Origin of the sequence: Flavobacterium humidisoli (assembly GCF_023272795.1) — a bacterium.
GTDB lineage: Bacteria > Bacteroidota > Bacteroidia > Flavobacteriales > Flavobacteriaceae > Flavobacterium > Flavobacterium humidisoli.
In genome coordinates this window covers 571,010-584,277 of record NZ_CP096829.1, presented here as the reverse complement: position 1 = coordinate 584,277, position 13,268 = coordinate 571,010, and the positions used below count along the sequence as shown (strand labels likewise).

Sequence of the window (13,268 nt, the reverse complement as noted above, 5' to 3'; positions counted from 1 at the left end):
ACATGATTTTGAAAAATGGCCAGAATTTATGGTTTTATATTAACTTTTAGTGCCAGACTTGGAAATGGATTAGCTCCATATAAAAACCCAACTGTAAAGCTGGGTTTTTAGTTTCATATTTATTTTTTTCCTGTAAATATATCGACAGTTGACGTTTTGTTAAAAGGATCATTAAAGAAACTTGTCACAATTGTATTGAGTAATTCTGGTTTTTCATAAGCTCCGAAATGTGTTGCGCCGGGCATTACAAAAAAGTTCGAATTCGGAATATTATCAAATATTTCTATAGAATGTTCTAGTCTAATAGCATCTCGATCTCCTGACATTATCAAAACAGGACATTTTATTTTCTGTAGATCCTTCTTAGAAATATTAGGCTGTTTTGCCAATAAAGTATATAAGTTTTTTGTGTGAGGATCTTTCGTGGCTTTTAAGGTGTCTAAAACCAATTGATCAATTTCGCTATAAACTGCTTTTTTTCCTGGATATAAATTAGCTCCAAAAACAGCAACTTTTTCGGTTTTGTCAGGATGATGAATAGCAAGCAGTAAACCTAAAATTCCACCATCACTTTGTCCCCAGATGTAAGCATTTTTTATTTTTAACGAATCAAGTAAAGCGCTCACATCATCTGCCATTTCGTTATAATTCAATTGCTTGTTAGAAGGATCAATAGATTTTCCATGCCCTCTGCTGTCAATTGCAATAACCTGAAATTGCTTTTTAAAATACTCAATTCTTTTGCTGTGGCCTTTAATAGAACCGCCATTTCCATGAAGTAAAACTAAAGGTTTTCCGGTTCCATAAGTTTCGTAGTACATTTTAAAGCCGTTAATTTCTTTATAATTTCCAGCTTCCTTGTTGTTGCCATATTTTATTGGTTCAGTTTGGGCATAAATAGCTGCCGCAGATAAAAAGACCATTAATAGTAAAAGAATTGATTTTTTCATGATTTTGATTGATTACTGTGAAATGTATTAAAAAGTAAGACGCGCAATTGTTCAATTTGTTTCATTTAATACTATCAAATTGGAAAGAGAATAATTATTAGAAAAGTTAAATTCAATTAAAAACCCCAGTTTTATGGCTGGGGTTTGTTTTTTATTCCTGAAAAATCGTGTGCTACTTTAACAATGTAATGGCATAATGGTCCTTATTGTATTTATCACTAACACTTAACTTTGTGTCTAACTCAGAAATCGTTATTTGTAAACTATTTATAGTTACGTTTACTTCGTTTAAAGTTTTATTAGTGTTGACTGATTATATTCTCTAAAATAATCCCGTTTAGTATTTTTCCATTCTTCAGAAATAATACTAAAATAAACGTCAGTTTTACTTTTTCCTTCAGAATCAACATAATTGTTTCTAAAAATGCCTTCTTTTACAGCGCCCAGTTTTTCAATAGCTTTTTGCGATCTTATATTTTCAAGATCTGCACTAAATTGTATTCTTCTAAATTGAATTTGTTCGAAACCAAAATTCAACAATTCAAATTTGCATGCCTGATTTAATCCCGTTCCCTGAAAAGCTCTTCCGTACCAAGTCCATCCAATTTCGCATTTTTGGCTTGCGTGATTTAAATAACCGTAGCGTGTACTGCCGGCAACTTTGTTAGTCGCTTTGTCAATTATTAAGAAAGGATAGCAAATTCCGTCTGCTTTTTGTTGTAATGTACTTGTAATATAGTTTTCAAAGTCTTCATCACTTCGAACATACATTCCCATATATTTCCAAATTTTATCATCAAAAATGATTTCTTTAAGTTCTGCGTTTCTTTTGCTTTCAAATGGAAGAAGAAGCACATTTTCGTTTTCTAAAATAATCTCTGATTGTAAAATTTCGCTGTTCATGAATTTTGTTTTTATAGAATGAATTAAATCTAAAGCAAAATTAGTTGTTTAATTTCTGCGAATAAATCAAATAAAATAACAATTTGTTATATTTTTAAGACAGCAAAAAACGGGGAGATCTTTGTGAATCACTATTTACAAACAATTTGTTCATTTATTTTAAGGCTCATGTACAATTATTAGTTATTTTTACGACCCAATATTAGATTTTCCTCGATGCAAACATCTTTAAAAATTGCTGTTGTTGGTTCTGGACTTGTAGGATCGTTACTGGCAATTTATCTTAAAAAAGCTGGTCACTCTGTTCATGTCTATGATCGTAGTCCAGATATCCGAAAAATAAATTTTTCTGGCCGTTCTATTAATTTAGCAATGTCCAACCGAGGCTGGAAAGCTTTGGATGCGGTTGGTGTTGGCGATTCGGTTCGAGAAATTGCAATTCCGATGGATAAACGTGCCATTCACTTGGTAGATAAATTAAATTTTCAGAATTACGGTCAAGAAGGAGAATCAATATATTCTATTTCAAGAGGAAAATTAAACAGAAAAATGATCGATCTCGCTGAAGAAGCTGGAGCCGAATTTCATTTTGAACAAAAAGTTTGGGACGTTACTTTGAATGATGCAACACTTCATATCGGCGAAAGCGAAAGAGGCGAGTGGGAAGAAAGAAAGTTCGATATGGTTTTTGGTGCCGATGGCGCTTTCTCTAGAATTCGCCACAGAATGCAGCGCCAAAGCATGTTCAATTATTCTCAGGAATTTTTGAATATGGGATATAAAGAATTAAATATTCCAGCAAATCCTGACGGAACTCATAAATTGGATAAAAACTCATTTCATATTTGGCCGAGAGGCGAGTACATGCTAATTGCACTTCCAAATCTTGATGGAAGTTTTACCTGTACTTTGTTTATGCCTTTTGAAGGAGAAAACTCATTTGAATCATTGACAGACCGTAAAATGGTTGAAGATTTCTTCGAGAAAAATTTCCCAGATTCGATTGAAGTAATTCCAGAATTGGCAAATGATTTCTTTAAAAATCCAACCAGTACTTTGGTTACCATGAAATGTTTTCCTTGGACTTACGAAAATAAAATCGCCTTAATTGGTGATGCTTGTCATGCCATAGTCCCATTCTACGGACAAGGAATGAATGCGGGTTTTGAAGATATAACCGTTTTGAGCGAAATGATTGAAAAGTACCAAGACGATTGGAGAAAAATATTTTCAGAATATCAGATCTCAAGAAAACCAAATGCAGATGCCATTGCAGAACTTTCATATCGAAATTTCTTAGAAATGAGCACCAAAACAGCAGACGAAAAATTCTTACTGCAAAAGAAAATAGAAAAGATCTTTTCAGACAAACATCCAGACAAATGGATTCCGCTTTATAGCCGTGTTACTTTTAGCGATCGTCCATATGCTGAAGCTCTGGCAATCGGAGATTATCAAAACGGAATTATGGAGGAGGTTCTTAGAATGGAAAATATAGAAAACATCTGGAATAGCCCAGAAGTTGAAAACAAAATTCTAGCATTATTAGAGAAGGCTTAAGTTTTTATACCTATAAACTATATAAGTAAATATAATCTTTATACATAATAATAAACCCGACAGATTTTCAATTTGTCGGGTTTTATATTTTAGGTTGGTTCAGTTCTTTTATTTTTTAAAGATTTTAGTTAAGACACCAAAAACACCTCTTATAAAAGTAGCGCTTGTTACCACTTTCAGAACAGATTTAGTCACCACTTCTGTAGTACTTGGCCCTGCTTTTGAAGGTTTTGTTGGAGCTTGTTCTTCTTGCTGTGCTGCAGCTTCTGCGGCTTGACTTAATTTTTTGTTTAAGATTTCAAAAGCACTTTCGCGGTCAATTTCTTCAGCATATTTTTTAACTAATTTCGATTTGCCGTTTATTTCATCAATTTCAGATGGAGATAAAACATCCATTCGGCTCATGGGAGCACGCATCATGGTAGCAACTAGAGGGGTTGGGATACCTTTTTCGTTAAGCGCCGTAACCAAAGCCTCTCCAATTCCTAAACTCGTTAACAATTCATCAGTCTTATAATAAGGAGAAGTAGGATAGTTGTCGGCTGTCTTTTTAATTGCCTGACGGTCATTTGCCGTAAAAGCTCTTAGCGCATGCTGAATCTTTAGTCCTAACTGAGCTAAAACACCGCTCGGAACATCCATTGGGTTTTGGGTAACAAAATAAATTCCAACACCTTTAGAACGAATTAGCTTTACAATAGTTTCGATTTGCTCTAGAAGTGCTTTACTAGCTTCATTAAAAATTAAATGAGCTTCGTCAATAAAGATGACTAATTCTGGTTGCTCTGCGTCTCCTTTTTCAGGCATTTTCTGATAAATTTCAGCCAAAAGACTTAACATGAAAGTCGAGAATAATTTAGGTTTATCTTGGATATCCGTCAAGCGGATGATATTAACGTAACCTTTTCCGTTTTCATCAATTCGCATTAAATCATCGGTTTCAAAAGATAATTCGCCAAAAAACAAATCACCACCTTGTTGTTCCAGTTCTATAATTTTTCTAAGAATGGTTCCTGTTGTGGCAGTTGAGATTTTGCCATAACTAGTGGCAATTTCATCTTTGCCTTCCTCAGTAATATAATTAATTACTTTTTTGATGTCCTTTAAATCCAATAAAGGCATTTGATTATCATCGCAGTATTTAAAGATAACCGCTACAACTCCGGCCTGCGTATCATTTAAGTCTAAAATTCGAGAAAACAATACAGGGCCAAATTCAGAAACTGTAGCACGAAGACGAACTCCATTCTGTTTAGACAGCGACATTAACTCAACAGGAAATGAAGCTACATTATAAGGTACATTTATTTTAGCATGACGTTCTGTAATAAAACCTTCCTCTTTACCTTCTTTGGCAATACCGCTAAAATCTCCTTTAATATCCATCATTAATACAGGAATTCCCGCATTCGAAAGTTGCTCCGAAAAAACCTGGATTGTTTTAGTTTTTCCTGTTCCAGTTGCACCAGCAATTAATCCGTGGCGATTTAAAGTTTTCAGCGGAATTTTGACGTGCGCTTCCGCAATTGGTTCACCGTCAAGCATTGCGCCTCCAAGTATGATGCTGTCTCCCTTTGAAGAATACCCTGTATTTATATCAGCAATAAAATTCTCTTTTTTATTCATGTTTTTATTTGTAATTTAGATTGTTATATGAGTATTGCTTTGTTTTTGGACACTTTTTATGTGGTTTTTTTTAGTAAGAAAAAGCTTTTTTTGATTGAAAAATTAATAAAAAAAAAATTCGCAGCTTTTTAAGAAGATATCAAAGGAATCTTTGAATATTTACTAAAACGTTGTAATTTTTCTAATTATCGTCCTTTTTTTTGTTTTATCTAAAAAATGACGCCGCCAATTTAATGAGATATTTTTTAAATCGAAGTTAAATTTCGGTCAATTAAATTAAAAAAAGTTTTTTTATTTAAACTAAACGTATAAATTTGCTCCTCTACAAGTTAAATATAACTAAAAAATAAAAATTATTTAAAACTATTAAAATTAAAAAAAATGGCAAACGTTAAAGTTAAAAAAGAAAGCACTTCAAATGGCGGAGGAATGATCACAGGAATCATTATTGTAGCGTGTATCTTAGTAGGGGTGTTTATTTGGAAAGTAATCATGGGGGATTCTGCTAACTTCGAAGGAGGTAATCCAGAAACAGGACATCCAATCAATACATTAGGACAAGTATATAAAGGAGGTTTCATCGTACCAGTATTATTAGGTATGTTTTTAATGGTTGTTGTTTTTTCTATCGAAAGATTTATTGTTATTGGTAAAGCTGCTGGAAAAACTAACCTTGACAAATTCATGAAAAGTGTTCAAGGAAGTATTAAAGAAGGAAACATCGAAGCTGCTATCGCTTCTTGCGATAAACAACAAGGTTCAGTTGCAAACGCAATTAAATCTGCTTTGGTAAAATACCAAGATGTTAAAAAAGAAGGATTCAACAGTGAAGAAGCTTCTGAAGTAATCCACAAAGAAATTGAAGAGGCAACTTCATTAGAAATGCCAATGTTAGAGAAAAACATGACTATCATCTCTACTTTAGTATCTTTAGGTACATTAGGAGGATTATTAGGAACTGTATCTGGTATGATTAAAGCGTTTGGTGCGTTAGCTTCTGCTGGTACTCCTGACCAAGCTGCTCTTGCAACAGGTATCTCTGAGGCACTTATCAACACTGCTACAGGTATCTCTACTTCTATCTTAGCAATTGTTTCTTACAACTTCTTTACTGCTAAAATTGACGATTTAACTTACTCTATCGATGAGGCTGGTACTACAATCGTGAATACTTACAGAAAATTCAGAGGAAGTTTAAGACAATAATTAATTTTTGATTTTACATCAAAAAAATAAAATAAAAGATAATGGCTAAAATAAAAATGAAAAAAAAGTCTACATCGACAGATATGACTGCGATGTGTGATGTAGCGTTCCTTTTGCTAACGTTCTTTATTTTGACCGCTACTGCTAAAGTGCCTGAGGCATTGCCTGTAGATATGCCTGCTTCTGTTGCGATAAGCAAATTGCCAGATACTGATTTGGCGATCATTACAATAGGAAAAGGGAAAGTATTTTTTGACATCAAAGGAAGAGAAGTTCGTAAAAGAACTCTTGAAGGAATGGGTGCAAAATATGGTATTGAATTTTCAGAAGAAGATAAAACCAAATTTGCTCTTATGGATGATTTTGGTGTGCCAATTACAGGTTTGAAGCAAATCATTGATATGAAAGCGGCGGACAGAACCAAAGCAAACCAGCCTGGAATTCCTTTGGACTCATTAGATAATCAATTAAAAGAATGGCTTCTAATTTCTAGAAGAGCTACAATTGATTTGGATGACAAAGAATTGCAGATTGCGATTAAAGGAGATGCTAAAGAAGAATATCCAAGAATTAGAAAAATTATGGATATTTTGCAAGATCAGAAAATCAATTCCTTTAACTTAGTTACAGGTAAGAGAGGAAGAGACTTTTAATTAAAAAATATACACTAAGATGGCTGAATTAAATACCGGCGACGGCGGTGGTGGTAAAGGTGGTAAAGTAAGAAGTAAAAAGCAGAATTCGAAAGTCGATTTAACAGCGATGGTGGATTTGGCATTCTTATTGATTACATTCTTTATGTTAACTACTTCGTTGTCAAAACCTCAATCGATGGATTTGTCATTGCCTAATAAAGAGCCAGATGATAAACCAACAGATAAAACTAAGGTAGATGAAAATCGAACTATGACAGTAATGTTAGGTGGCGATAATAAAATGGTTTACTATATGGGGTTATTGGCATCACCAAAAGTGGGCCCAAAAGATATTGCATATGGTAAAGATGGTATCCGTAGAGAATTGTTAAAACAAAAGAAAAATGTTTTAGCATATTCTGCAGCTTTAGGGAAACCTAAAAACGGAATCATTGTGATCATTAAACCAACAAAAAAATCAAATTACCGTAATTTGGTTGATATCTTGGACGAAATGGCTATCACTGGAGTTGAGACATATGCAATTGTTCCTGAGTTTACACCAGAAGAAGCAAAAGTGATAGATAAAAAATAAGAGCAATCTTAGTTTTATCGACTTAAAAATCAAGAAGTATGAAATTAGATATTATAAAAAATCAGTGGCTTGATATCGTATTCGAAGGACGTAATAAGATATATGGAGCATACGAGCTGAGAAAATCAAACGGAAAAACAACTGTGAAAGCACTTGTTATTGGTTCTCTTATCTTTAGTGCTGCTATTGCTGCTCCTCTTATCGCGAGTTTGTTGCCAGACTCAACAGAAGAAGAAGAGGTAAAAGAGGTTAAGATGGCTGCGGTAAAATTACCTCCGAAAAAAGAGGAAATTAAGCCTAACACGCCACCGCCACCGCCACCGCCACCAAAAGTGGATCAGGTTAAATTCGTTAAACCTGTGGTTGCAAAAGCGGAAGAAGTAACTGAAGACCCACCAAAAATTGTTGAGTTAAAAGACAAAAAAGTTGGTGCTGAGACTATCAAAGGAGATCCAGATGCAGTTTTAACTGTTGATGAGCCAGTTGGAAAAGGACCAGTAGCAGAGGTGGTACAAGAAGATAACACTGTATATAATACAGCTGGTATCGAAGTAAAACCAGACTTCCCAGGAGGTATTGAGAAATTCTACAAATTCGTAGGAAACAACTACAAAACTCCAGAAGAAGAAGGTTTAAAAGGTAAAGTTTACGTTACGTTTGTAGTTGAAAAAGACGGGTCATTAACAGATATTAAAGTTTTAAGAGATATCGGTTATGGTACAGGAGCAGAAGCAATTCGTGTTCTTAAAAAATGTCCAAAATGGACTCCCGGCGAGCAAAATGGTAAAAAAGTTAGGGTATTATACTCTCTTCCTATTACTATTCAATCTGCAGAATAATGTTAAAAGATATGCTTAATAATATTCAGAAGAAATCGCTCAAAGAGCGATTTCTTCTTGTTTTAGGAATACTGTTTTTTTTAATTTATCTTGTGCTCGGTTTAATGATTATGTTTTGGGAAAAACTACCGCTTAACATGGAACCAAAATACAGATATGCTTTTGGTGGATTACTAATTGTGTATTCTGCAATAAGATTTTTAAGATTAATTAATTCAAAAGAATAATAATTATGTTGAAATATAGTAAGCCTTTAGGTTTAGTTGTTTTTGTCTTTTTGTTTGCCATGTGCAACCAAAAAAGCAAAAACGAAACTGAAAAAGAGACCATTTTGAAAGGATCACTTGATCTTGCGGTTGACGAAACGGTAAAACAAATCGTAGACGATCAGGTTGCTGTTTTTGAAGGTACTTACTATGATGCAAAAATTAAAGTAAAGCCAAAATCAGAAGCTGAAGTAATTAATGATTTATTAAATCAAAAGGCTAAGGTTGCAATTACAACTCGTGATCTAACTGTAGAAGAAAAAGCTCGTTTTGACAAAAGTAAAATTAATCCAAGAGTAACTCCTTTTGCTCATGACGCTATTGCTTTTATTTCAAATAAAAGCAATAATGATACATTAATTGCGTTGAAAACTGTGATTGATTTCATGCAGGGTAAAACAGATGGTAAAATTAAAGGCCTTGTTTTCGATAATCCTAATTCGAGCACTGTTCGTTACATGAAAGAATTAGCGAAAGTGAATGAAATACCTAAATCTGGAGTTTTCTCATTTAAAACAAATAATGAAGTAATCAAATTTGTTTCCGAAAATGAAGGAATGATTGGTGTTATTGGTATTAATTGGTTTTATCAGCCAACTCCTGATATGACAGAGACTATTAATAAAATTAATGTTCTTTATGTTAAAGGTTTGGATAGTAATGAATATTATAGTCCAACTCAAAATGACTTGGAAATTGGAAAATATCCTTTGGCACGTGATTTGTTTATTATTAATTGTCAAGGCTATTCTGGATTAGGAATGGGCTTTGCTTCATTCATAGCGGGAGACATCGGCCAGAGAATAGTTTTAAAATCAGGTCTGTTGCCATACAAAACTCCAGGACGAAAGCTAAAAATTAGAAATGAAATTATAAAAGATAAAGAATAAATTAATTACAATAAAGATGAATAAATTTAAAATTTTAAGTCTTGCATTAGTTGCCTCGGCTACCGTAGCAAAAGCGCAAGATATCAACCAAGCAAAGAAGGCAATTGATGCTGAACAATTTGATAAAGCAAAAACAATCCTTAAATCAATTATCAAAGCTAAACCTTCAGATGGGGAAGCAAATTTTGTTTTAGGAAATGTTTATTTAAATCAATCAGTTGTCGATTCTGCAAAAATCTATTACAATAATGGATTACAAGCTTCAGATAAGAAAAATTTAAGCTACATTGGTTTAGGGCAATTAGATCTTGATGCAAAGAATACTGCTGCTGCTCAAGCTAATTTTGCTTTGGCAACTAAAGACATGAAGAAAAAAGATGTAAATGAATTTGTTTACATCGCTAGAGCTTACATGAATTCTGAGAATCCAGATTATAAAAATGCTACTGACATTTTGAAAAGAGCTTTATTAGTAGATCCTCAAAATGCACAGGCACTTTTGGCAATTGGAGATGCTTACTATGGAGCAAACAACCAAAACGATGCTTACAAAGCATATCGTGATGCTTTTACAGCTGATAACACTTTGTTGAGAGCAAAAATGCAATTAGGAGTTTTATTAAAAGGTGCTAAATCTTACGATGAAGCAATTAAATCTTTTAATGAAGTTATTGCGTTAGATGCTAATTACGGACCAGTTTACAGAGAACTTGCTGAAACATATTACAAATGGGCAAGAAACAAACCTTCTACAGCTAAAGTTAACTTGCAAAATGCAATTACAAACTATGAGAAGTACTTAAGTTTGACAGATTACTCTCTTGATTCTAAAATGCGTCATGCAGATTTCTTAATCTTAGTTAAAGATTACAAACAATTAGAGACTGTTGCAAACAAAATGATTGCTCAGGATAAAGTAAATCCTAGAATTTACAGATATTTAGGATATGCTGCTTACGAAAATGGAAATGTAGATGTAGCTATTAAATCTATTGAAGATTATATCAAAGCTCCAGGAAACAAAGTTATCGGTAGAGATTACTACTATTTAGGTCTAGCTAAAATCAAAAAAGGAACTGCAGCTGATGGTACAGTAGATCAAGCAGCTTTTGATGCAGGTTTAGCTGATATCAAAAAAGCGGTTGAATTAGAGCCTTTAGTAGTTGAAGAATTCGCTGACTTTGGAAAAGAGTTATTTGGTAAAAAACAATATGCACAAGCTGCTGCTATTTTTGAACTTGGAGCAGGTAATTCTGAGTCTAAAAATTACTTAGATGATAGCGTTTATTATGGAATTTCTTTATACTATGGTAATGCTAGTAAACCAAAAGAAAGCCGTGATGCTGTTGCTTTAGGGAAAGCTGATGCAGCTTTTGATAAAGTTTTAGCAACTGCTCCTAGTTATGATGAAGCATACTTGTACAAAGCAAGAATTAATTCGTTATTAGATAAAGATGATTTGATCATTAAAAACTACGAAGAATACGTTACTAAAATTTCAGCAAAAGGTGCAGAAGAAGTGGCTAAGCCAGCTGTAGCTAAGAAATTTATTGAAGCTTACAATGGTATTGGTGCAGCTTATGCTAATACAGATAAAGCTAAAGCTATTGAATATTTTAATAAAACTTTAGTTTTAGATCCTGCAAATTCATACGCTACACAATCTATAAAAGCTTTAAAATAATTAGAAAGTTTAAAAAGAATATAAAAACCGATAGTTCAAAAAACTATCGGTTTTTTTGTTCCGTATATTATTGACTATCTTTGCACTCTTAAAATATTAAAATGTTACCAAAAGAAATACAATTAGAAGTAAATAAAGGAGCAATGCTTCCTTTGATGGAAGAATTTTATACCATCCAAGGAGAAGGTTCACATACAGGACGAGCTGCTTATTTTATTAGAATTGGTGGATGCGATGTAGGATGTCATTGGTGTGACGTGAAAGAAAGCTGGAACGCCGAGCTTCATCCGCCAACAAGTGTGGATTTAATTGTTGAAAATGCTGCAAAATATGCTGATACAGTTGTAGTGACTGGTGGAGAGCCTTTATCTTGGGATATGACATTTTTAACAAAACGATTAAAAGAAAAAAATCTAAAAGTTCATATCGAAACTTCTGGAGCTTTTCCATTATCAGGAACTTGGGATTGGATTTGTCTTTCGCCCAAAAAGAACAAACTGCCAACACAAACCGTGTATGATAATGCTCATGAGTTAAAAGTGATTATTTATAATAAACACGATTTTATTTTTGCAGAAGAGCAAGCAGAATTAGTAAACGATAATGCAATTTTATTCCTTCAGCCAGAATGGAGTAAAAAAGAAGAAATGACTCCACTTATTGTTGATTATGTCATGAACAATCCAAAATGGAGAGTTTCACTACAGACACATAAGTACCTTAATATTCCATAAAACAAAAAATCTCTTCGATAGAAGAGATTTTTTGTTTTATACAAGTATACAGTTTGTGTAAAAAGTAAACACTCTATTATTTCCAGTTTTTATGATTTTTCAAGGCGGTAATATGTGCCAGATGGTGGTTACCATGCCAGGCATACATTCCGATAATTTTTTTGAGTTTGTTTTCCGAATTATCTGAAGGATGTATAAAAGTTTTTTCTAAATCAGATTCAGATAATTTTCTCATAAGATAGCCTAGTCTGAAATGAAGTCCTTTCAATAATTCCAAAGTTGGCTGAATAGGCATTGTTAAATTATCATTTAATTCAGACCAAAGAACTTCGTCGTAAGCTTTGATAACGGGATTGTTCTCTGTTAATGTCAATTTAATTCTGATAAAACAGTGCATATGGCTTTCGGCGCAATGATGAATGACTTGTCTCACGGTCCATCCATCAGGGCGATAAGGCGTATCTAATTGTTCATCTGTTAAATGAATCGTTTCTTTTGCTAATCTTTCTGGAAGAGTTTCAATTTCTTTAATTTTCTCAGAAAGATATTCTGCTGAAAAATTTTCTGGAGCAATAAATTTTCCGATAGGATATTTTAATTTCTCTAAATCTAGTTCTTTCATGGGTTTTTTATGGTTTGTTTTAAATGGTAAGCCTAGCCAAATAATCATAATGCTCGCCCTCTAGAACAAGTTCACAATTTAAATCATTGGCAATTGCTGCATTTTGAAGCGTATTATAATCCAAATACAACCAATCAAAAGGTTCCTCTTTTTCTCCTTTATAGGTAATATTAAAAACGAGCTCTCCATAATAATCATTTTCAGACGGAATCCATTTTCCGCCATCTTCATCTTCATCAAACATATAAATGATATCCGAACTGTCAATTAAAATTTGCCCGCCAGGATTTAAAAGAGATTTAAGTTTAGTTAAATAGGAATTGCAGTTTTTTAACTGGCCAAAAATTCCTGTTCCATTCATGAGAAGTAAAATTGTGTCGAATTTTTCTCCATCAAAATCGAGAATATTTTCAACTTTAGCGTTTTTTATTCCTCGAAGACGGCAAGTCTCAATTGCTTTTTCCGAAATATCAATAGCGGTTACGTCTAAACTGCGTTCATTTTGTAGGGATAAAGCATGACTTCCGGCTCCGCATCCTACATCCAATATTTTTCCTTTTGCCAATTGCAAAGCCTTTTGTTCAATTTTCGGCATTTTATTATATGAGCGGAAAAGATATTCGACACTCATTTCGTCTTCTTCAGATATAGAAGTTTCAGTAATAATGTCTTCAGGTGAATTTTTGGTGTAAAAATCAAATATTGCTTTCCCAAAAAGATCTTTCATTGTTTTAGTTCAAAGTTTAAGGTTTCAAGTT

The 13,268-nt window shown here is 33.3% G+C and carries 14 protein-coding genes; 9 read left to right on the top strand and 5 right to left on the bottom strand.

The genetic code is table 11. The annotated features are described in order from the left end of the window. Positions 1–119: 119 nt before the first annotated feature. Together M0M44_RS02805 and M0M44_RS02800 are read right to left on the bottom strand one after the other, a co-directional pair. Positions 120–950: an alpha/beta fold hydrolase gene (locus tag M0M44_RS02805; RefSeq protein ID WP_248728412.1), complete on the bottom strand. Its 831-nt coding sequence runs from the start codon at positions 948–950 to the stop codon at positions 120–122. Between the two features lie 288 nt (positions 951–1,238). Continuing rightward, on the bottom strand, positions 1,239–1,853 hold the full coding sequence (locus M0M44_RS02800) for a GNAT family N-acetyltransferase (protein WP_248728411.1): 615 nt from the start codon (positions 1,851–1,853) through the stop codon (positions 1,239–1,241). A gap of 216 nt (positions 1,854–2,069) precedes the next feature. Between M0M44_RS02800 and M0M44_RS02795 the strand changes: the two genes are divergently transcribed. Further along, on the top strand, positions 2,070–3,413 hold the full coding sequence (locus M0M44_RS02795; RefSeq protein WP_248728410.1) for an FAD-dependent oxidoreductase: 1,344 nt from the start codon (positions 2,070–2,072) through the stop codon (positions 3,411–3,413). Positions 3,414–3,521: 108 nt separating this feature from the next. Here M0M44_RS02795 and M0M44_RS02790 read toward each other — a convergent pair whose 3' ends face one another. Further along, positions 3,522–5,039: a helicase HerA-like domain-containing protein gene (locus M0M44_RS02790; protein ID WP_248728409.1), complete on the bottom strand. Its 1,518-nt coding sequence runs from the start codon at positions 5,037–5,039 to the stop codon at positions 3,522–3,524. A 381-nt stretch (positions 5,040–5,420) separates the two neighbouring features. Here M0M44_RS02790 and M0M44_RS02785 point away from each other — a divergent pair, with 381 nt between their 5' ends. From M0M44_RS02785 to M0M44_RS02750, 8 genes are all read left to right on the top strand, one after another. Then, positions 5,421–6,245, top strand: coding sequence for a MotA/TolQ/ExbB proton channel family protein (locus M0M44_RS02785; RefSeq protein WP_008464979.1), 825 nt, complete (start codon positions 5,421–5,423; stop codon positions 6,243–6,245). A 41-nt stretch (positions 6,246–6,286) separates the two neighbouring features. Further along, a complete protein-coding gene (locus M0M44_RS02780; RefSeq protein ID WP_095928222.1) occupies positions 6,287–6,898 on the top strand; it encodes an ExbD/TolR family protein in 612 nt (203 codons plus the stop codon). Positions 6,899–6,917: 19 nt separating this feature from the next. Then, entirely contained in the window at positions 6,918–7,475 is a 558-nt protein-coding gene (locus tag M0M44_RS02775; RefSeq protein ID WP_248728408.1) for an ExbD/TolR family protein, read from the top strand. Between the two features lie 38 nt (positions 7,476–7,513). Continuing rightward, positions 7,514–8,314: an energy transducer TonB gene (locus tag M0M44_RS02770; RefSeq protein ID WP_248728407.1), complete on the top strand. Its 801-nt coding sequence runs from the start codon at positions 7,514–7,516 to the stop codon at positions 8,312–8,314. Further along, the gene (locus M0M44_RS02765) at positions 8,314–8,541 is read left to right on the top strand and encodes a hypothetical protein (protein ID WP_095928219.1); all 228 of its coding nucleotides are present in this window, start codon (positions 8,314–8,316) and stop codon (positions 8,539–8,541) included. The genes M0M44_RS02770 and M0M44_RS02765 overlap by 1 nt, the downstream gene beginning before the upstream one ends. Positions 8,542–8,546: 5 nt before the next feature. Further along, positions 8,547–9,470 (top strand): PstS family phosphate ABC transporter substrate-binding protein, encoded by a 924-nt coding sequence (locus M0M44_RS02760; RefSeq protein WP_248728406.1) that lies wholly within the window; start codon positions 8,547–8,549, stop codon positions 9,468–9,470. 16 nt (positions 9,471–9,486) lie between these two features. After that, complete coding sequence (locus M0M44_RS02755; RefSeq protein WP_248728405.1) at positions 9,487–11,154, top strand: tetratricopeptide repeat protein; 1,668 nt, start codon at positions 9,487–9,489, stop codon at positions 11,152–11,154. Between the two features lie 101 nt (positions 11,155–11,255). Next, complete coding sequence (locus tag M0M44_RS02750) at positions 11,256–11,888, top strand: 7-carboxy-7-deazaguanine synthase QueE (protein ID WP_248728404.1); 633 nt, start codon at positions 11,256–11,258, stop codon at positions 11,886–11,888. A 76-nt stretch (positions 11,889–11,964) separates the two neighbouring features. Here M0M44_RS02750 and M0M44_RS02745 read toward each other — a convergent pair whose 3' ends face one another. Then, positions 11,965–12,510, bottom strand: coding sequence for a YfiT family bacillithiol transferase (locus M0M44_RS02745; protein WP_248728403.1), 546 nt, complete (start codon positions 12,508–12,510; stop codon positions 11,965–11,967). A gap of 19 nt (positions 12,511–12,529) precedes the next feature. After that, complete coding sequence (locus M0M44_RS02740) at positions 12,530–13,237, bottom strand: class I SAM-dependent methyltransferase (RefSeq protein ID WP_248728402.1); 708 nt, start codon at positions 13,235–13,237, stop codon at positions 12,530–12,532. Positions 13,238–13,268 lie beyond the last annotated feature (31 nt).